General features: G+C 69.3%; 15 protein-coding genes. 12 read left to right on the plus strand and 3 right to left on the minus strand.

Annotated elements, in window-relative coordinates:
* Positions 1 to 3: 3 nt before the first annotated feature.
* Positions 4 to 2,310: a hybrid sensor histidine kinase/response regulator gene (locus tag DKT77_RS05745; protein WP_238547713.1), complete on the minus strand. Its 2,307-nt coding sequence runs from the start codon at positions 2,308 to 2,310 to the stop codon at positions 4 to 6.
* Positions 2,311 to 2,462: 152 nt separating this feature from the next.
* Between DKT77_RS05745 and DKT77_RS05750 the strand changes: the two genes are divergently transcribed.
* The gene (locus DKT77_RS05750) at positions 2,463 to 4,046 is read left to right on the plus strand and encodes a bifunctional GNAT family N-acetyltransferase/carbon-nitrogen hydrolase family protein (RefSeq protein WP_109810762.1); all 1,584 of its coding nucleotides are present in this window, start codon (positions 2,463 to 2,465) and stop codon (positions 4,044 to 4,046) included.
* Between the two features lie 62 nt (positions 4,047 to 4,108).
* Positions 4,109 to 5,149 carry a hypothetical protein gene (locus tag DKT77_RS05755; protein ID WP_146204965.1) on the plus strand — a complete coding sequence of 347 codons (1,041 nt, stop codon included), beginning with the start codon at positions 4,109 to 4,111 and terminating at the stop codon, positions 5,147 to 5,149.
* Positions 5,150 to 5,159: 10 nt separating this feature from the next.
* On the opposite strand, the gene DKT77_RS05760 is transcribed toward DKT77_RS05755, so the two are convergent.
* Both DKT77_RS05760 and DKT77_RS05765 read right to left on the minus strand, forming a co-directional pair.
* The gene (locus tag DKT77_RS05760) at positions 5,160 to 6,344 is read right to left on the minus strand and encodes a tetratricopeptide repeat protein (RefSeq protein ID WP_109810764.1); all 1,185 of its coding nucleotides are present in this window, start codon (positions 6,342 to 6,344) and stop codon (positions 5,160 to 5,162) included.
* A 1-nt stretch (position 6,345) separates the two neighbouring features.
* The gene (locus DKT77_RS05765) at positions 6,346 to 6,765 is read right to left on the minus strand and encodes an OmpA family protein (RefSeq protein ID WP_109810765.1); all 420 of its coding nucleotides are present in this window, start codon (positions 6,763 to 6,765) and stop codon (positions 6,346 to 6,348) included.
* A gap of 170 nt (positions 6,766 to 6,935) precedes the next feature.
* Here DKT77_RS05765 and DKT77_RS05770 point away from each other — a divergent pair, with 170 nt between their 5' ends.
* The 10 genes from DKT77_RS05770 to DKT77_RS05815 all read left to right on the plus strand — a co-directional run.
* Positions 6,936 to 9,515, plus strand: coding sequence for a heavy metal translocating P-type ATPase (locus tag DKT77_RS05770; protein ID WP_109810766.1), 2,580 nt, complete (start codon positions 6,936 to 6,938; stop codon positions 9,513 to 9,515).
* A gap of 11 nt (positions 9,516 to 9,526) precedes the next feature.
* The gene (cueR, locus tag DKT77_RS05775; protein WP_109810767.1) at positions 9,527 to 9,934 is read left to right on the plus strand and encodes a Cu(I)-responsive transcriptional regulator; all 408 of its coding nucleotides are present in this window, start codon (positions 9,527 to 9,529) and stop codon (positions 9,932 to 9,934) included.
* 216 nt (positions 9,935 to 10,150) lie between these two features.
* A complete protein-coding gene (locus tag DKT77_RS05780; protein ID WP_109810768.1) occupies positions 10,151 to 12,442 on the plus strand; it encodes a DEAD/DEAH box helicase in 2,292 nt (763 codons plus the stop codon).
* A gap of 119 nt (positions 12,443 to 12,561) precedes the next feature.
* Positions 12,562 to 13,143, plus strand: coding sequence for a GbsR/MarR family transcriptional regulator (locus tag DKT77_RS05785; RefSeq protein WP_109810769.1), 582 nt, complete (start codon positions 12,562 to 12,564; stop codon positions 13,141 to 13,143).
* Positions 13,130 to 14,503: a cytochrome ubiquinol oxidase subunit I gene (locus DKT77_RS05790; RefSeq protein ID WP_109810770.1), complete on the plus strand. Its 1,374-nt coding sequence runs from the start codon at positions 13,130 to 13,132 to the stop codon at positions 14,501 to 14,503. The genes DKT77_RS05785 and DKT77_RS05790 overlap by 14 nt, the downstream gene beginning before the upstream one ends.
* A 4-nt stretch (positions 14,504 to 14,507) precedes the next feature.
* Positions 14,508 to 15,518 (plus strand): cytochrome d ubiquinol oxidase subunit II, encoded by a 1,011-nt coding sequence (locus DKT77_RS05795; RefSeq protein ID WP_109810771.1) that lies wholly within the window; start codon positions 14,508 to 14,510, stop codon positions 15,516 to 15,518.
* A 62-nt stretch (positions 15,519 to 15,580) separates the two neighbouring features.
* Positions 15,581 to 16,345, plus strand: coding sequence for a LamB/YcsF family protein (locus DKT77_RS05800; RefSeq protein WP_109810772.1), 765 nt, complete (start codon positions 15,581 to 15,583; stop codon positions 16,343 to 16,345).
* The gene (locus DKT77_RS05805) at positions 16,342 to 17,106 is read left to right on the plus strand and encodes a hydroxypyruvate isomerase family protein (RefSeq protein ID WP_109810773.1); all 765 of its coding nucleotides are present in this window, start codon (positions 16,342 to 16,344) and stop codon (positions 17,104 to 17,106) included. Before DKT77_RS05800 ends, DKT77_RS05805 begins: the two co-directional genes overlap by 4 nt.
* 90 nt (positions 17,107 to 17,196) lie before the next feature.
* Positions 17,197 to 18,612, plus strand: coding sequence for an allantoinase PuuE (puuE, locus tag DKT77_RS05810; protein WP_109810120.1), 1,416 nt, complete (start codon positions 17,197 to 17,199; stop codon positions 18,610 to 18,612).
* Positions 18,609 to 19,094, plus strand: a 486-nt coding sequence (locus DKT77_RS05815) for an ureidoglycolate lyase (RefSeq protein WP_109810119.1), incomplete at its 3' end; no start/stop codon positions are given. The genes puuE and DKT77_RS05815, both read left to right, overlap by 4 nt.

The following is a 19,094-nucleotide window of genomic DNA, read 5'->3' on the forward strand; positions in this document are numbered from 1 at the left end:
GTTTCAACGCGGCTCGTCCTCGGGCGGCGGGGCGACGATCTGCGGGATCGCGCGGCCGCGCGCCACTGCCGCCGCCGCCAGCTTTTCCAGCAACTGTGGCCTGCGCACCGGCTTGGACAGGAAATCGTCCATCCCGGCGGCAAGGCACTTGTCGCGATCGGCATCGAAGGCGTTTGCGGTCAGCGCGACGATCACCGGCTGCGCGATCGGCGCGGCGCGGATCGCGCGGGTTGCGTCCAGCCCGTCGAGCCGCGGCATCGACATATCCATGAACACGACGTCCGGCGTACGGGCGAGCGTAACCTCAACCGCTTCCTGCCCGTCCTCGGCGAACAGCGCCGAGATCTGAAGGGTCTCCAGCACCTTTTCGAGCAGCATCCGGTTGATCGCGTTGTCATCGGCCACCAGCACGCAAAGCGGCGTCGTTGCCTCGGTTTCCGACGTAGCGGGCGGCACCCCGGACGGCGCGGGAACTACGGGTTGGTCTGGTGCGGCGGCCTCGGCGCTGGCGCGGCCAAGCCGCACCGTTGCCGTGAAGACCGACCCGCTGCCCGCGACTGAACTTGCGACGATATCGCCGCCCATCAGCCGCGCCAGCATTCGCGAGATCGTCAGCCCGAGGCCCGAGCCACCGAAGCTTCGGGTTGTCGTCGTCTCTGCCTGCGTGAAGCGGTCGAACACCTGGTCCAGCATCTGCGGCGCGATGCCGATGCCGGTATCGGCCACAGCGACGCGCAGTACATGCCCATTCGGGCCGTCCTCGCAGCCGACACTGACGGTGATGGTGCCGTCTGCGGTGAACTTGACCGCATTGCCGATCAGGTTCAGCAGGATCTGGCGCAGGCGCCCTGCATCGCCCATCGCCAGCGGCGGGACTCCAGGATCGGGCGCAAAGTCCAGCGTCAGGCCCTTCGCGGTCGCTTCTGGACGGAAAAGACGAACGACATCCTCCACGCAGGCGGCTGGGTCGAAGGTCTGTGCCACGATGTCGAGCTTGCCGGCCTCCAGCTTGGACAGGTCGAGGATGTCGTTGAGGATGCTCAGCAGCGCTTCGGCTGACCCGCGTATGGTCTGGGCATAGACGTGCGACTGGGTATCGAGTTGTGCCTCGCACAGCAATTCGGCCATGCCGATCACGCCGTTCATCGGTGTGCGGATCTCGTGGCTCATGGTGGCGAGGAAATCGGACTTGGCCTGCGCGGCGGCCTCGGCGGCCAGCTTGGCCTTGGCCAATTCGCGGGCGTGGTCCTTGGCGGCGGTGATTTCGCGTTCCACCGACACGATCATCTCGACCTGGCCATCGGGTCCGATCACTGGCACCATGTTGACCTCAACCCACATCTCGCGGCCGGTTGCCGAATAGTTCACGATCTCTTCGCGGTGAGCGCGGGCTTCGGCCACGGCAAGATCGATCCGCGCGATCGCGTCTGCGCTGGTGCGCGGGCCATGCAGCAACTCGCCCGGGCGCCTGCCCCGCGCCTGGTCCAGCGTGAAACCGGTCTGTCGTATGAAGGCGTCGTTGACCCAGTTGATGCGCCAGTCCGGCCCGGCGATCAGGATACTGTCGTTGGCATGGCGTGCGACCAGCGCCAGCTTTCGTGTCTCGCGCTGCTGCGCGCGCAACTGCGCGGCGTAGTCGGCCAGCGCGACCTGCCGCTCCAGCAGGTCGCGGTTGGTGTCCGCGGACCGCGCATAACCCTGCGAGACGTACTTGATGAAGACATATACGACGTAGCCCATGATCGCCGCGCCCAGCAGATCGTAGCCCAGACCGGCGGTTTTACCGACGGCGACGTCATGCCCGAACACCACCAGCGGTGTTGCCGCGTAGACCGCCAGCCGCGCCAGCGCCGCGCCTCGGTGGAACGCTACCACCAAACCCGCGTTCATCGCTGCCCCGGTCAGGAATGCCAGCGCGAAGAAGGTCGCGGCGCCGGCCGTGGCGGTCACCCAGGCCAGCACCACGCAGCTTGCGATGCTCAGCGCCTGCAGGCCCGCGGCGATCGCTGCGGCCCGGCGCAACGGGGCATCGGGCGCTCCGGCGTCCAGACGCCGCAGCACATGGGACAGCACGAGCCAATCCACCGCCTCGCCCAGCAGCGCGAGGCCTGCCGCCAGTGCCCCGACCCACGGCGCGCTGAGTAAGGCAAGCGAGATCGCACCGGTCGCGGTCAGAACCTGCCGGCGGCCGAAATTCGCAATCCGGCCCCTGGCATAGCGTTGCAGCAAGCCGCGTGGCCCGTGGCGCGCATCGAAAGCCGCCAGCGTCTCGGCCGCGTGCCGGATCTCATCGGTCGTCTCTGTCGTCATGCGGTCCTTTTCCTGCGAAGCTATCGTCAACCTGAGCGAGTGGCGGGCTTCGGGCAAGTCCTTCCGCCGCGCGTCGCGCCCGGTTGGCAGCGGAAGGCGTAGAATGTATGGCCCCTTTGCCGCAGTCATGCCGTTTGCACGAAGGGACCGAGATGACCGATACACCGCCGCGTTCGCCCGCCAGCCCGACCCGGGCCACCAACGCCGCCCGGCTGGAGATCCGCACCGCGCGCCCGTCGGACGTGCCAGGCATCGTCCGGCTGTCTTGCAAGGTCTATGCCGACCAGGGCCCCTATACCGCCGGGCAGATCATGGGGCAGATCAACGCTTTCGCCGCAGGCACCTTTGTGGCGCTATATGATGGCGAGGTCGCGGGCTACGCCGCGACGCTGCGGGTGCTGGAGGCGCGGGTGATGGCGCCGCACAGCTGGGACGAGATCACCGGCGCGGGCTATGCCAGCCAGTTCAACGCGCGCGGCGACTGGTTATACGGGATCGAGGTTATGGTCGATCCGGCGTTCCGGCGGCTTCGGCTCGGAAAGCGGCTCTATCAGGCGCGCGAACGGCTGTGCACCGATCTGGGCCTGCGCGGCATCGCCTTCGGCGGGCGCTTGCCGGGGTTCCGGCGCCACCGCAAGACCCATCCCGACCCGCACGGCTACGTGGCGGCGGTGCGCGCGGGCGATCTGCGCGACCCGGTAATGAGCTTCCAGATGAAGGCAGGGTTCGAACCCGTGCATGCGCTGCCGAACTACGCGCCCGACGATGCGGCCTCGGGCGGGCACGCGGTGCTGATGGTCTGGCGCAATCCCTATGTGTCGGACGCGGATGCGGCCCAGCCGGTCACCCGGACCGATCCCGACACGGTGCGCGTGGCGGCGGTGCAGCTTCAGGCGCGCACGTTGAAGAGCACAGGCGAGTTCTATGCCAACGTGGACTACTTCGTGAACATCGCGTCGGAGTACGGCGCCGATTTCGTCGTGTTCCCGGAACATTTCACGCTCCAGCTTCTGTCGTGCGAGGACAGCGAACTGCCTCCGGACGAAGCGATCCAACGCACCAGCGAGCACACGGCCGAATTCGTCGAGAAGCTGCAGGCCATGGCCATCGGTCGAGCGATCAACATCGTCGGGGGCAGCCATGCGACGGTGACCGATGACGGCGACATCCAGAATGTCGGCTACGTGTTCCTGCGCGACGGCACCGTGCACACGCAGGAAAAGCTGCACCCGACGCCGGACGAGCGGTCGAGCTGGCACATCAAGGGCGGTGACAGTGTTGACGTGATCGACACCGATTGCGGGCCGGTCGGCGTGCTTATCTGCTATGACAGCGAGTTTCCCGAAGCGGCGCGGCGGCTTGCCGACCAGGGCGCGCGGATCGTGTTCGTGCCCTACAACACCGATACGCGACACGGACATCTGAGGGTGCGCTACTGTTGTCAGGCGCGCGCGGTGGAAAACCAGTGCTACGTGGTTACCGCGGGGATGGTCGGCAATCTGGACAACGTTTCCAACATCGACATCCAGTATGCCCAGTCGGCGATCCTGACGCCGTGCGACTTTCCATTCGCGCGGGACGGCATCGCGGCCGAGGCGTCCGAGAATGTCGAGATGATCATCGTCGCCGACCTGAACCTGTCGATGGTCCAATGGGCCCGCGCGCAAGGATCTGTGCGCAACCTGCGGGACCGTCGCTTTGATCTTTACCGCACGCGCTGGTCCGATGGCGGCTGAGTGAAACCAATTGGCCCCGCGCTGCGTGTCTGCTGGCAGACACAGCCGATAGGGGGCTTGCCATGACGGGACACGCTGACAGCGCGGCGGAGCCGCCGAGCATAGAGGAGTTGCTGAAGGACAGCGACTGGGACGCGCGGCTTCAGGAAGCGCGGGCGCGGCGAAAAGCCGTTCTGGCCGCGAGGGAGGCGCAGGGCGGGGGGGGCTTGCCTTCCGGCGTCCCGCCCCAAGCGCCGGCTCAAGCCTTGTCGCCAGCGTATGCGCTGCCAGAGCGCGGTCGGGCAGCTCCGCTGGCGGAGGACACCGTCGGGGCGGAGCCGGACAAGGCCGATGCGCAGCAGGCGCCGCCGCCGCCCGTTTCCGCAGTGTCCCCCGCCCCGGAGCAGGTTGGTGCCGGGGCAGGCGCAGGCAGGGCGGCCCGCGACCTTCCCCTTGGTGCAATGGCGGTCGGACTGGCCTGCGGCATCGCGATCGGCCTTGCAAGCGGGGTCGGCGTAGTCGTGGGCGCGCGTTTCGGTTCAGACCAGGTGGCAGGTGTGCCGCAGGAGCGGATCGACGGCGCTGCGCCGGGTATGGCGGCAGCACCTGCCCCTATCCCCGCCGCGTTGCCCGAGGCCCGGCTGACACCGCCGCCCGTGCGAACGGCGCCGATGCAAGCCGCACCGGCCGTCCCGGTTGCTCGGGCCGTGCCGCAAGCCTTGGCACTGCTGCCGGAGCCAGCGGCGCGGCTCGCCCCACCACAGCGCTCCTCCGGACCGGCGCGGCCAGTTCAGCCGCCCGCCATCCAGCCCGTCCCGCGCGGGATCACCGCGGCGGTAAATCCGGCTGCTGCCGTGCTGCGCGTCTACCGCGCAGGTTCCGGCGATGCTGCCGCCGACTTCGCCGCGCAGTCCGCCGCGCTGCGCGCTGCCGGGTTTGCGGTGCCCGCGCCGCGTGCCGTGCCCGCACTGGCCGGACCCGCAGAGGTGCGGTTCTTCCATACATCCGATGGGGACGCGGCCCGCGTGGCGGGCTTCCTCGCGGGTCTGCCTGTGCAGGATTTCACAAGTTATCGTCCCGCGCCCCCGCCCGGAACGCTGGAGATCTGGACGCCGCCGGGCTGAGCAGCCCCGTTTAGTTCGGCCCGCCGACGATATCCACGCTGATCTCGCCGGGGGCCGACGCAGCTGTGTCGAAGGGCGCGGGCAGAGCGGACAGGCCATCTGGTCCCGGCAGGCTCGCGGCAATGCGGCGGGCCAGGGGCGCCGCGGTCGCGTCCGCAAAGTGCACCTGCGTGCGCTTCGTGGCGTTCTGAGCCGCAGCCTGCCGCACGTCCACCCACGCCCCTTCTTCGGCCAGCGCATCGGCGAGCCGCCCGGCAAGGCGGATTGCGCCGGCGTCTCCGGGCGCATGGCGCAGCGTGACGCGCGCAGTGGGCTGCGCCAGTGCCGTCGGTGCGGCCGCCGCCGGGCCGAGGTCGAGCGCCTGCCAAGCGCTCGCGGCGTCCGAGCCGGTGCGGCGGTTGGTGCGGCGCACCCGCCACGCGAGGTCGTTCGGACCCGCCAGCGGCACGGTGATGGCGGTGGCGGGCGTGTCGATGCGCGCCACGTCGCGGCTGCGCGGATGCGCAGCGGTGGGGCGGGTGACGATCTCCAGCACGAAGCGCTCGCCCGGCGCGCCGGGCGCGGCGGCCCAGCTGAACAGCCCCAGTCGCGCATCGGCCGGACCTACGACAAGAACGCTGGCAAGTTCGGGTGCTGCGGCCGGATCGGCGCCCGCATCGGCTGGCGGTTGCAGACGTGCGGCCCGTTCAGCGGCGGCGGGCAGCAACTGCGCCGCCCTGTTCAGCCAAAGTCTTGCCAGCCGGGTGTTGCGCGGAACACCGTCACCCGCCGCAAGGAGCAGCCCGAGGTTATACTGCGCGCGCGTGTGCCCCTGTGCCGCCGCGCGGGCGTACCACGTTGCCGCGGCGCGGGGTTCTCTCGTCCGTCCCGCGCCGGCATCCAGCATCACCGCGACGTTGAACTGTGCGTCCACGTTGCCCGCGCCGGCGGCGGCGAGATACCAGCGAAATGCCGCCGCCGCGTCCTGTGCGGCGCCCAGCCCGAGGTCGGCCATCGTGCCGAGGTGCAGCATCGCCTGCGCCGATCCCGCCGCGGCTTCGCGGCGGAGTAGGGGCGCGGCCCGAATGAAATCCCGCGCGGCGAAGGCGGCCTCCCCCGGCGGGGTCTGGGCGGCGAGGGGCGACGCGACAATAGCGGCGGCCAGCGCGATAGACAGCGCCGCACTTGCCCTTTCGCGTATCCCGGCCTGCCGCATCTCAGCGCCAGGTGATCTCGACAACTCGGTTCTCGGGTTCAGGCACTCCCTGCGGCGTCTCTACCGGCAATTCGCTTATCCCGCGCCCGACGACCTGCAGGCGGTCGGCGGGGATCCCCCGCGCGGCCAGACCGTTGGCCACCGCCGCCGCGCGCTGCACGGACAGTTGCAGGTTCACGCCCGGTGCGCCGACCCGGTCGGCGGTGCCCGCCACGATCATGACGAACGGGTTGCCTTCGCGGAACAGACGCGCGGCGCGGTCCAGTGCCTCCTGCTGAGAGGTGGCCACGCTGGCGCTGCCGGTGTCGAAATACACCCGGATGCTGTCGGGTGCGGTTTGGGCCGCCAGAGTGGCGGGTTGGGCAAGGGTCACGGCCATCGCCATGCAGAGGGCGCGGGCGCGGATCTGGTAAGCTGACATCGGTTCTTCCCTGTTTTTGTGCGGGCCCGACAAGAGGCCCGTTAACCATATACGCCGCGTGCTTGCGGAAAGTTTCGCCGGTGTCCGCGTTTTATTCATCCGCACGGGCGGCCTCTTGACCTTCCAGTTGTGGGAACCCCTATCTGGAACTAAGAGCGAAAGGGAATCTGATGACCCAGAACGACGCCGATCTCCGCAGCGACCAGAGCACACGCCCCGGACCCAACACAGGGGATGCTGGTCTGACCGTCACTGTCGCGATCGAGGGGATGAGTTGCGCGGGCTGTGCCGGGCGGGCGCAGCGGGCGCTTGCTGCCGTACCTGGTGTCACCGCGGCCGAGGTGAACCTTGCGGCAGAAACGGCACGGCTGGGGGTCGCCGACGCGGGTGTGTTGCCCCGCGCGGCGGAGGCGCTTTCGCAGGTCGGCTATCCCCCGCGCCGGGAAACACTTCGCCTGAGCGTGGCGAACATGTCCTGCGCGTCCTGCGTGGCCCGGGTGGAGCGCGCGCTGGCCGCCGTACCCGGCGTGCTGGACGTGTCGGTGAACCTTGCCGCCGAGGAGGCGCAGGTCAGCTTCCTTGCCGGTGCGACCGATGCCGGGCGTATCGCGCAGGCTGCAGGTGCAGCGGGCTATCCGGCCACCCCGCGTGACGCAACGCAACCCGAGATGCCCGGCGCACGCAAGCTGGCCGAGGCGCAGCTGCAACGGCGCCGTGCGCTGGGGGCAGGTCTGATCGCCGCGCCCGTTGTGGTGCTGGAAATGGGCGGCCACCTGCTGCCCGGTTTCCATCACTGGATAGGCGGCACGATCGGGCACCAGGCGAGTTGGCTGATCCAGTGCGCTCTGGCCAGCCTCGTACTCGCCGGGCCGGGCCGTCAGTTCTTTTCCAGCGGCATTCCGGCGTTGCTGCGCGGCGCGCCGGATATGAACAGCCTTGTCGCGGTCGGCACCGGGGCCGCCTATTCCTATTCGCTGGTGGCGACCTTCGCGCCGGGCCTGCTGCCGGAAACCGCGCGCGCGGTCTATTTCGAGGCTGCGGTGGTGATCGTCGTACTGATTCTCGTCGGACGCTGGCTGGAGGCGCGCGCAAAAGGCCGCACCGGCGCCGCGATCCGGCGGCTGGTGGGGCTGCAGCCACGCACGGCGCGCGTCTTGCGCGGTGGGCCCGACAACGCGGCGGGCGAGGATGTGCCGCTGGAGCGTATCGCGGTCGGAGACCTGCTGCTTGTGCGGCCCGGAGAGCGGATCGCGGTCGATGGCGAGGTGACGGAGGGCCGCGCGCAGGTCGATGAAAGTATGATGACCGGTGAACCGCTGCCGGTGCCGAAGGGGCCGGGCGATCCGGTGACGGGCGGCACGGTTGTTGGAGGCGGCGCGCTGACACTGCGCGCGACGCGGGTGGGCGGCGATACGGCGCTGGCCCAGATCGTCCGCATGGTGGAGGACGCGCAGGGCGCACGTCTGCCGATCCAGGCGCTGGTCGACAGGGTGACGCTGTGGTTCGTCCCGGCAATCCTCGCGCTCGCGGCGCTGACCGTACTCGTCTGGCTGCTGGTCGGGCCGGACCCGCGGCTGAGCCACGCGTTGGTGGCCGGCGTGTCGGTGCTGATAATCGCCTGCCCCTGCGCGATGGGGCTTGCGACTCCGACCTCGATCATGGTGGGCACAGGGCGCGCCGCCGAATTGGGCGTTTTGTTTCGCCGGGGTGACGCGCTGCAGGCGCTGCAGGGTGTAGATGTCGTTGCCTTCGACAAGACGGGCACGCTGACGCAGGGCCGACCGGAGCTGACAGACCTGCACCTGGCCCCCGGCGCGGACCGGGCGGAGGTGCTGGCCGCCGTTGCTGCGCTGGAAACCCGGTCGGAGCACCCGGTCGCGCAGGCGATCCTTTCGGCAGCGCGGGCCGAGGGAGCTGCGCCCGCCGAGGTGACGGAATTCGAGCCGCATCCCGGGTTTGGCGTGTCCGGGTCCGTACGGGGGCGGCGTGTGCTGGTCGGCGCGGCGCGGCTCATGGCGCGCGAAGGGATCGACCCCGGCGCACTGGCGGCGCGAGCGGACGATCTTGCCGTGCGGGGCCGAACGCCGATTTTCGCGGCGCTCGACGGGCGCATCGTGGCGGTGCTGGCGGTGGCCGACCCGATCAAGCCCGAGGCCGCGCAGGCGATCGCGGCGCTGCATCGGCTCGGCCTGCGCGCGGCGATGGTCACGGGCGATACGTGGGGCACGGCGCGCGCGGTCGCCGCGCAGGTCGGCATCGACGATGTCGTCGCCGAGGTGCTTCCGGACGGCAAGGTCGCCGCGCTGGACGATCTGCGGCGTGGCGGCAGGCGCGTGGCGTTCGTCGGGGACGGGATCAACGATGCGCCCGCGCTTGCGGCGGCCGATGTGGGCATCGCCATCGGTACCGGCACCGACGTCGCCGTCGAGGCGGCCGACGTGGTGCTGATGTCGGGCGACCTGCGTGGCGCCGTCGCCGCCTTCGACATGTCGGGCCGCACGCTGCGCAACATCCGTCAGAACCTGTTCTGGGCATTCGGCTACAACGCCGCGCTGGTGCCTGTCGCCGCCGGGGCGCTTTATCCGTTATTCGGCGTGCTGCTTTCTCCGATGCTGGCAGCCAGCGCAATGGCGCTGTCGAGCGTTTTCGTCGTCAGCAACGCGCTGCGGCTGCGCCGCGCCCGCCCGCCGCGACTGCCCGATGCGGGCGGAGCCCCGGGCGGCGCGCTGCGCGGGCAACCGGCCGAATGACGGGGGCCGCCATGAACATCGGGGATGTGGCCCGCCGTGCGGGACTTCCGGCCAAGACCATCCGCTACTACGAGGAGATTGGCCTCGTGCGACCGCCGCGCGGCGAGAACGGCTATCGACATTTCCGGGAAAGCGACCTGCACAAGTTGATTTTTCTGGGGCGCGCCCGGTCGCTCGGGTTCAGCATCGAGGACTGCCGGGGGCTGATGGCGCTCTATGAGGACAGGGCTCGCGCCAGCGCCGATGTGAAGCGCATTGCCGAGGATCATCTGGGGCGGATCGACCGCAAGCTGCAAGAGTTGACGGCAATGCGTTTGGCGCTGGCGGAGCTTGTCGGATCCTGTGCCGGGGACGGCCGCCCGGACTGCCCGATCCTGCAAGGGCTTGCCAGCGGCGACGGCCCGCTTGGCGCCGACTGACGCGCCAGCTTCACCGGACGGTGGGGCGTGCCGGGGATGTGCCGCGCGCGCCGCCCCTGCCGGATGCCGGGGGGCAAATGAACAAGACCCCTCGACAGCGCGGCGACGCAGGCGTATGGCCCGCGCTTCGGGTCTGTCCGGCATGGGAGCGGGTGAGACCTTTCGGGGCCAAGGCGCAAGGGGCGCGGCCCGGCTTGATACGAAAGATATCGCACCATGATCGAGACATTGCAGCAGGCGCTGGCCGAACGCGGCTACGAGACGCTGACCGACGTGCAGACCGCCGTCACTGATCCCGCGCTCAGCGGGTCCGACCTTCTGGTCTCGGCGCAGACCGGGTCAGGCAAGACGGTGGGCTTCGGGCTCGCCATCGCGCCCACGATCCTGCCGCAGAACGGCCGGTTCGGCCGTGCCGAAGCGCCGCTGGCGCTGGTGATCGCGCCGACACGGGAGTTGGCCTTCCAGGTCATGCGCGAGTTGTCCTGGCTTTATGCAAAGGCGGGCGCGGTGGTCACGACCTGTGTCGGCGGGATGGACATGCGCGACGAACGCCGCGCGCTCGATCGCGGGGCGCATGTCGTCGTGGCCACGCCGGGCCGACTGCGCGACCACATCCAGCGCGGGTCTGTCGATCTGTCGGGGCTGCGCGCCGTGGTGCTGGACGAGGCGGACGAGATGCTGGACCTCGGGTTTTCCGAAGATCTGGAATTCATCCTCGCCGCCGCGCCAGCGGATCGGCGTACGCTGATGTTCTCGGCCACCGTTCCGCCCGCGATCGTTTCGCTGGCCACCAAGTATCAGAACGATGCCGAGCGCGTGCAGGTCACGGGCGGCAAGGGGCAGCACGCCGATATCGCCTATCAGGCGCTGGCGGTGGCGCAGGCGGATGCCGAGAACGCGATCATCAACGTGCTGCGGTTCCACGATGCCGACAATGCCATCGTGTTCGCCAACACGCGCGCGATGGTGTCACGGCTGGCGGCGCGCTTCGCCAACCGCGGCTTTGCAACAGTCGCGCTGTCGGGCGAGTTGAGCCAGGCCGAGCGGACCCACGCGCTGCAGGCGATGCGCGACGGGCGCGCGCGCGTTTGCGTGGCGACCGACGTGGCCGCGCGCGGGATCGATCTGCCGGGGCTGGATCTTGTCGTTCATGCCGAACTGCCGTCCAATCCCGAAACTTTGCTGCATCGGTCGGGCCGCACGGGCCGCGCCGGGCGCAAGGGGATCAGTGCGCTGATCGTGCCGCCGAAGTCCCGCAAGAAGGCCGAACGCATCCTGAAATTTGCCCGCCTGACGGCCGAATGGACCGTCGCGCCCTCGGCTGAGGACATCCTGCAGCGCGACGAGGAACGGCTGCTGAACGACCCGTCCTGGTCCGACAGCCCGACCGAGGCGGAAACCGCTTTCGCGGACCGGCTGCTGGAGCGGTACAGCGCGTCCCAGATCGCCGCTGCCTACCTGCGGCTGTTTCGCAAGGGTGTGTCCGCGCCCGAGGATCTTGGGGCGCCCGACCAGGCCGCGGCGCCGCGCGCGCCGCGCGAGTTCGGGCCGGGCGTCTGGGTGTCGGTACCCGTGGGCCGCGCTCAGCGGGCTGAGCCGCGCTGGCTGCTGCCGCTCCTGTGCCGCGCCGGTAACATCGACAAGACCGCCATCGGAGCGATCCGCGTGCAAGAGACGGAGAGCTTTGTCGAACTGGCGGAGGCCGCGATGCCGGGCTTTCTTGCCGCGCTTGGCCCGGAGCGGACGCTAGAAGAGGGGATGGTGCTGACGGTGCTGGAAGGAAAGCCGGATATGGGGCCGCCGGCTGCGCGGGCACCGCGTCCCGACCGTGGTCCGCGTCCCGACCGTGCGCCGCGTTCCGACCGTGCCCCGCGTCCTGACCGCGCGCCGGACCCCGAACGGGCGGGCGAACGGGCGGTTGATCCTGCCTCCGCCCGGGCCTCGCGCGACGCCGACGCGCCTTTGCGCGAGTCCCCGCGCGCCGAAGGTTGGAACCCCGACGGACAGGCACAGGCCGCACGTCCGGACCGGACCGAACGTCCTGACAGGGCAGAGCGCGCCGCGCGTCCCCGACCGGCCGCGCCGGACGCTGCGGCAGCGGAGCGCAAGCCGCGCCACAAGTCCGGTGACACGCCCGGGCCGCGCCGCGCGGATGCCGATCCCTCAGCCAAGCGGGCAGGCCCGCCATCGGGCAAGCGCCCCGATGCGCGCGGCATGCCGGGCCGTGACGGGCGCGGCTCGGCGCCGTTTGGTAAGGGCGGCAAGCCCGGTTTACGTAACGGCAAGCCGCGCCGCGCTCCCGAAGGCGACGCGCGCGCGCCAGCCCCGCGCGCCAGCGACACCTCTCAGCGCTTCGTCCCGCCGGGCAGCAAGCCGGGTGGTAAGCCGACCGGAAAGTTTGCCGGGAAACCCGGTGGAAAACCCGTCGGCAAGCCGCGCGGCGCACCCCACGGCAAGGGCGGCGTCCCCCGGGGCGGCAACGCTTTTCCCAAGCGCGGCAAGCCCTGATCGGCACGCGCACTGCGCCTTTCCGCGACGGAGCAGGGTGCGGCGCATATGTCGCATCCACCATCCGCCTTTCGCCCTATCTGTCTTTTCAGAAATAACTGAAATCACGGAAGGGGCCGATGGCGCTCTCGCATCTTCGTCAGGAATTCATCCTCCATTTCGGTGAAATGGGCTCGCGCTGGGGCATCAACCGCACGGTCGGGCAAATCTACGCGCTGCTTTACCTGTCCGAACGTCCACTTTGCGCCGACGATATCGTCGCAGCGCTAGGCGTTTCGCGATCAAACGTCTCGATGGGCCTGAAGGAGCTTCAGGGCTGGAACCTGGTTCTGCTGCGGCACATTCCCGGCGACCGGCGTGACCATTTTACCACCCTAGACGACTTGTGGCAGATGCTGCGCACGCTGGTGGCCGAACGCCGCAAGCGCGAGATCGACCCGACCTTGACCAAATTGCGCGACCTCGAACTTCTGGCCGACACGGCCCCTGAGGACGCGGTCGCGCGCGCCCGCATCACCGAGATGCGCGAACTGATCGAGCTTCTGACCGGTTGGCATGACGATATGGCCCGGCTGGAAACCGAACGTCTGGTCGCGCTGTTGAAGATGGGCGCGAGGCTGCAGAAATTCATCAGCGGACCGGCGGATGTGCTCTCGCTGGGCCGCGTACGGCAAAAAGGAGACACCGATGGACGTGCTTGACCCGCTTGTCCTGTCGCGGATCCAGTTCGCGGCAAACATTTCGTTCCACATCCTGTTTCCCACCATCACAATCGCGCTTGGCTGGGTGCTGGTGTTCTTCAAGTTTCGCTTCGCCGCCACCGGCGACGCGGCGTGGATGCGGGCCTATTTTTTCTGGGTGAAGGTGTTTGCGCTCTCCTTTGCCATGGGCGTCGTGTCCGGGATCACCATGTCGTTCCAGTTCGGCACCAACTGGCCGGGTTTCATGAACACGGTAGGCAACATCGCCGGTCCGCTGCTGGCCTACGAGGTGCTGACCGCCTTCTTTCTTGAAGCGGCCTTTGTCGGCATCATGCTGTTCGGCTACAGCCGCGTGCCGGGCTGGGCGCATACCGGCGCGACCGTCATCGTGGCGCTGGGAACGACCGTATCGGCGTTCTGGATCATCGCGCTGAACAGTTGGATGCACACGCCCCAAGGGTTCGAAATGCGCGACGGCGTTGCCCATGCGACCGACTGGGCGGCAATCGTGTTCAACCCTTCGATGCCTTACCGGCTGGCGCACATGCTGCTGGCATCGGGCCTGACCGTGGCCTTCCTTCTGCTGGGCCTCTCAGCGCTCCGGCGCCTGTGGGGCGACCGATCGGACGAAGTGCGGCGCACGCTGGTCACCGGCGCTGTGCTTGGCGCGTCGCTGATCCCGGTGCAGATCTTCATGGGTGACATGCACGGGCTGAACACGCTCGAACACCAACCTGCCAAGGTGGCCGCGATGGAAGGCAACTGGGAGACCGGACCGAACACGCCGTTGCTGCTGTTCGCGTTACCGGACGAGGCGGCCCGCGAGAACCGGCTTGAACTTGCCATCCCGAACCTCGCCAGCATTATCCTGACGCACCATGCGGACGGCGTCGTGCCGGGCCTGAACGATTTCGTTGCCGAGGATGGAACGGTGCTGCATCCGCCTGTGGGCAAGGTGTTCTGGTCGTTCCGCGTGATGGTCGGCACGGGACTTGGGATGCTGGCGCTGTCCTGGGCAACGGTACTGCTGCTGCGCCGCCGCGGCGTGGACGGATTGCCCACCCCGGTGCTGCTGGCGGCGGTGCCGATGGCCCTGTCGGGCTGGGTTGCGACGCTTGCGGGCTGGTACACTACCGAGATCGGCCGACAGCCATGGCTGGTGCAGGGCGTGCTGACCACCGAGGCGGCGGTGGGAGACGTGGCGGGCGGTATGGTCGCCGGGACGCTGATCGCCTATCTCGCGGTCTATGCGGCGCTGATGCTGGCTTATGTTGGCGCGGTCCTGCACCTTGCGCGCAAGGCGTCGGCGCAGGGCGGCCCGTCCGCGCCGCAAGGCCCGCTGCCCCTTCCTGCGGAGTGATGCCATGAACATGTTCGGTGATCCCGCCATCTGGCTGCCGCTCGCCTTTGCTGGCCTGATGGGTCTTTCCATCCTGATCTACGTGGTCCTCGACGGGTTCGACCTGGGCGTCGGGCTGCTGTTTCCCTTCGCCACCGAGGCCGAGAAGGATCGCATGGTCGGCTCGATCGGCCCGTTCTGGGACGCCAACGAAACCTGGCTGGTCCTGGCGGTGGGCCTGCTGCTGGTGGCCTTCCCGCAGGCGCATGGCGCGATCCTCGGCACGCTCTACCTGCCCGTGGCGGTCATGCTGATCGGCCTGATCCTGCGCGGTGTTGCATTTGAGTTCCGTGCCAAGGCGCCCGCGCCGCGCAAGGTGATGTGGAACCACGCATTCTTTGCCGGATCGTTCCTGACAGCGTTTTCGCAGGGGGTGATGCTTGGCCTTTATATCATGGGGCTGCAGATCACCGCTGCGACTCTGGCCTTTTCGGTGCTGACCGGGGTGTTTCTCACCGTCGCCTACAGTTTTATCGCCGCGGTCTGGCTGATCGGAAAGGCCGAGGGCGACCTGCAGCGCAAGGCGGTAGGCTGGGCGCGCGGCGGACTATGGGGCGCGGGGCTGGGCATGGCCGCCGTCTCGGCCGCCTCGCCGATGGTCAGCGCGCGGATCTGGGACAAATGGTTCAATTGGCCCGAAGTGATCCTTCTTGCGCCGTTGCCTCTGGGGTCGGTCGCGCTGGTTATCGGGCTGTGGCGGCTGCTGGGCCGGTTGCCCGCGCCGCAGGACCGTTGGTGCTGGTTGCCCTTCACCGGCGCCGTTGGCCTGTTCGTGCTGGCCTTCGGCGGGCTGGCCTATTCGTTCTACCCCTACGTGGTGCCCGAACGCCTTACGGTGTTCGAGGCAGCCGCCGCGCCGGAAAGCCTGTTCATCATACTGATCGGTGCGCTGGTCGTGCTGCCGGTGATCATCGCCTATTCGGTACTCGCCTACACCGTGTTCCGTGGCAAGGCGACCGACCTGCGCTATGACTGACCCGTGTTGCCATTCCCGTCGCCGCATCCCACCATGAGCGCACCAGCAGACGGAGGATGACGATGGCACGGAAGGTGGATCTCAACGCTGACATGGGCGAAAGCTTCGGGCCCTGGGTGATGGGGCGCGATGCTGATCTCCTGCGCATCGTGACATCTGCCAATATCGCCTGCGGGTTCCACGCGGGCGATCCGGACGTTATGGCGCGCACGATGCGCCTTGCGGTCGAAAACGGTGTTGGGATCGGTGCGCATCCGGGCTTCGCCGATCTGCAGGGTTTCGGACGGCGGCGCATGTCTCTGCCCGCGTCGCAACTGCGCAACCTCGTGCAATACCAGCTTGGCGCGGCGCAGGCGATCGCGCGCGCGGCGGGCGGTCGCGTGGCACATCTCAAGTTGCACGGCGCGCTGGCCAACATGGCGGCGGATGATGCGGCGATGGCCACCGCCTGTTACGAGGCCGCGCTGGAAATCGACCCCGACCTGATCGTCATGGTGCTGGTGGGCACCGCGCAGGAACGCGCGGCCGAGGCACTGGGATGCCGAATTGCGGGCGAGATCTTCGCCGACCGCGCATACAACGATGATGCGACGCTGGTCGACCGGTCCCTGCCGGGGGCTGTGATTCACGACCCGCAGGTGGCCGCGCGGCGCATCGCAGGAATGGTCGCGGCGGGTGCCATCCTGACCGAAGGCGGGCTGAGCCTGCCGGCACGGATCGACACGATCTGCCTGCATGGCGACACACCCGAGGCGGTGGCGATCGCGGCTGCCGTGCGCGGCGCGCTGGAGGCGGACGGCGTCACGTTGGCGCGGCTGGCGGGGTGAGGATTTCCGCCAATCTGGGCCTACTTTGGACGCATCTCGACCTGCCGGACGCGATCGCGGCAGCCGCCGCCGCGGGCTTCGACGCGGTGGAGTGTCACTGGCCCTACGCCATCCCCGCCGCGGATCTGCGCGCGGTTCTGGACCGCGCCGGGATGGAATTGCTAAGTCTGAACACGGCGCCTGGCGGGGCGGGCGAATTCGGTCTGACCGCGCTGCCGGGCCGCGAGCACGAAGCGCGTGCGGCTTTCGACACGGCACTGGCCTACGCGGTGCAGGCGCGGGTGCCCATGATCCACGTGATGGCCGGGATCAGCACCGCGCCCGAGGCGCTGGACGTGTTTGCCAATACGTTGGAGTGTTGTTGCCGGGCCGCGGCGGCGCACGGGGTCACGCTGCTGATAGAACCCATCAACCGCCATGACGTACCCGGCTATGCGCTGTCTGATCCCGATGTCGCGGTGCGGCTGATCACCGGGCTTGGTGCGCCGAACCTGCGGATCATGGCCGACTGCTACCACCTTGCCCGCATGGGACACGACGTGCCGGCGATGCTGGCGCGGTTGGGCAAGCTGATCGGGCACGTGCAGATCGCCGGCGTTCCGGCCCGGAACGAACCGGATCGCGGCACGCTCGATCCCGCCGCGGTGCTGGCGGCGCTGGCGCGGGTGGGCTATCGCGGGGCGATCGGGGCGGAATACCGGCCGTCGGATCCGCAGGAGCCGGACCTGCGCTGGCTCGGCGCGCTGCGCCGCGCGGACTGACGTGCGAAAATCACGATCCGGGTCTTTCGCGCGGCATGAAAGCGCGCCAAGGTCCGGGCAGTAAGCCCGATCTTCCGGAGGATTTTCTTTATGTCTCGTTACCCTCGTGATTTTTGTGGTCATGGGCCTTTGGTTCCGGATCCTTGCTGGCCTGGGGGTGCGCGGATCGCGGTTCAGATCGTTTTGAACTACGAGGAGGGGGGCGAGAACTGCGTTCTGCACGGGGACGCGGCGTCGGAGGCGTTTCTGTCGGAGATCGTGGGCGCGGCGGCCTGGCCGGGCCAGCGGCACTGGAACATGGAATCGATCTACGAATACGGCGCGCGGGCCGGGTTCTGGCGGCTGCACCGGATGATGGCGGACCTTCCGGTCACGGTGTTCGGCGTGGCCACGGCGCTGGCGCGCGGCCCCGAACAGGTTGCGGCGATGCAGGCGGCGGGCTGGGAGATCGCCAGCCACGGGCTGAAATGGATCGAGTACAAGGACATGGACCCGGCGCAGGAGGCCGCCGACATGGCCGAGGCGATCCGCCTGCACACCGAGGTCACGGGCGCAGCCCCGCGCGGCTGGTACACCGGGCGCTGTTCGATGCAGACGGTGGAGCTGGCCGCGCAGACGGGCGGCTTCGCCTATGTCGCGGACAGCTACGCCGACGATCTGCCCTACTGGATCGAGGCGGGCGGGCGCGCGCAGCTGGTCGTGCCCTACACGCTGGACGCGAACGACATGCGCTTCGCCACGCCGCAGGGCTTCAATTCGGGCGAGCAGTTCTTCACCTACCTGCGCGACAGTTTCGATTGTCTTTACGCCGAAGGGGTGGCGGGCGCGCCGAAGATGATGTCGGTGGGGCTGCACTGCCGTCTTGCCGGGCGTCCGGGGCGGGCGGTTGCGCTGCGCCGGTTCCTCGATCACGTGCGCGGCCATGACGGGGTGTGGTTCGCCACGCGCGAGCAGATCGCGGATCACTGGGCGGCGACCCATCCGCCCGCGGCGGCCGGAACGCGCCCGTCGCGGATGGACCGGGCCGGGTTCGTGGCGGCCTTCGGCGGCGTGTTCGAACATTCGCCCTGGGTGGCGGAGCGGGCCTTCGCGCTGGAACTCGGCCCGGCGCATGACACGGCGACGGGGCTGTCCTCGGCGCTGGTGCGGGCGTTCCGCGGCGGATCGGAGGCGGAGCGGCTGGAGGTGCTGCGCGCGCATCCCGACCTCGCGGGCAAGCTGGCGGCGGCGCGGCGGCTGACGGCGGACAGCGCGGCGGAACAGGCGGGGGCGGGGCTGGATGCGCTGACCGACACGGAGCGGGCGTCGTTCACGCGGCTGAACGCGGCCTACACGGACCGGTTCGGCTTTCCGTTCATCATCGCGGTGCGCGACCACGACAAGGCGGGGATCCTGCGCGCGTTCGAGCGGCGGCTGGGCAACGCGCCGGAGGCCGAGTTCGCCGAGGCCTGCCGCCAGGTGGAACGGATCGCGGCGCTGCGGGTGCGGGACCTGCTGGCGCGATGAGCCGGACGATCGCCGCACAGCCGCTGACGCAGGCCGGGTTCGCGCCCTTCGGCGAGGTGCTGGAGGCGGCGGGGGCGCCGGACCGGATCATCAATCGCGGGCTGTGCGGGCGGTTCCACGACCGGGCGGGGCTGGATTTCGGCGACGGGCGGGCGGGGATCAGCCTGTTCCAGGCCGTGCCGCGCACGCTGCCGCTGGAACTCGACCTGCTGGAGCGGCACCCGGAGGGCAGCCAGGCCTTCGTGCCGATGGGGCCCGAGCCGTTCCTTGTGGTGGTCGCGCCCGACGACGGCGGGGTGCCGGGCCGCCCGCTGGCCTTCGTGACGGCCCCCGGCCAGGGCATCAACCTGCGCCGCGGCACCTGGCACGGCGTGCTGACCCCGCTGCACCCCCCGGGCCTGTTCGCCGTCATCGACCGCATCGGCCCCGGAGCGAACCTGCAAGAACACGACATCAACCCCCCCTACACCATCACACAAACC

The sequence above is a fragment of the Meridianimarinicoccus roseus genome (assembly GCF_003172915.1).
In the GTDB taxonomy this organism is placed as follows: Bacteria; Pseudomonadota; Alphaproteobacteria; order Rhodobacterales; family Rhodobacteraceae; genus Meridianimarinicoccus; species Meridianimarinicoccus roseus.

Excerpts from the sequence above, each read along its gene's own strand:
- DKT77_RS05795 (WP_109810771.1), top strand. The coding sequence starts at position 14,508 with ATGAACATGTTCGGTGATCCCGCCATCTGGCTGCCGCTCGCCTTTGCT.
- DKT77_RS05750 (WP_109810762.1), top strand. The coding sequence starts at position 2,463 with ATGACCGATACACCGCCGCGTTCGCCCGCCAGCCCGACCCGGGCCACC.
- DKT77_RS05800 (WP_109810772.1), top strand. The coding sequence starts at position 15,581 with ATGGCACGGAAGGTGGATCTCAACGCTGACATGGGCGAAAGCTTCGGG.
- DKT77_RS05785 (WP_109810769.1), top strand. The coding sequence starts at position 12,562 with ATGGCGCTCTCGCATCTTCGTCAGGAATTCATCCTCCATTTCGGTGAA.
- DKT77_RS05755 (WP_146204965.1), top strand. The coding sequence starts at position 4,109 with ATGACGGGACACGCTGACAGCGCGGCGGAGCCGCCGAGCATAGAGGAG.
- cueR (WP_109810767.1), top strand. The coding sequence starts at position 9,527 with ATGAACATCGGGGATGTGGCCCGCCGTGCGGGACTTCCGGCCAAGACC.
- DKT77_RS05780 (WP_109810768.1), top strand. The coding sequence starts at position 10,151 with ATGATCGAGACATTGCAGCAGGCGCTGGCCGAACGCGGCTACGAGACG.
- puuE (WP_109810120.1), top strand. The coding sequence starts at position 17,197 with ATGTCTCGTTACCCTCGTGATTTTTGTGGTCATGGGCCTTTGGTTCCG.
- DKT77_RS05765 (WP_109810765.1), bottom strand. The coding sequence starts at position 6,765 with ATGTCAGCTTACCAGATCCGCGCCCGCGCCCTCTGCATGGCGATGGCC.
- DKT77_RS05760 (WP_109810764.1), bottom strand. The coding sequence starts at position 6,344 with ATGCGGCAGGCCGGGATACGCGAAAGGGCAAGTGCGGCGCTGTCTATC.
- DKT77_RS05790 (WP_109810770.1), top strand. The coding sequence starts at position 13,130 with ATGGACGTGCTTGACCCGCTTGTCCTGTCGCGGATCCAGTTCGCGGCA.
- DKT77_RS05745 (WP_238547713.1), bottom strand. The coding sequence starts at position 2,310 with ATGACGACAGAGACGACCGATGAGATCCGGCACGCGGCCGAGACGCTG.
- DKT77_RS05770 (WP_109810766.1), top strand. The coding sequence starts at position 6,936 with ATGACCCAGAACGACGCCGATCTCCGCAGCGACCAGAGCACACGCCCC.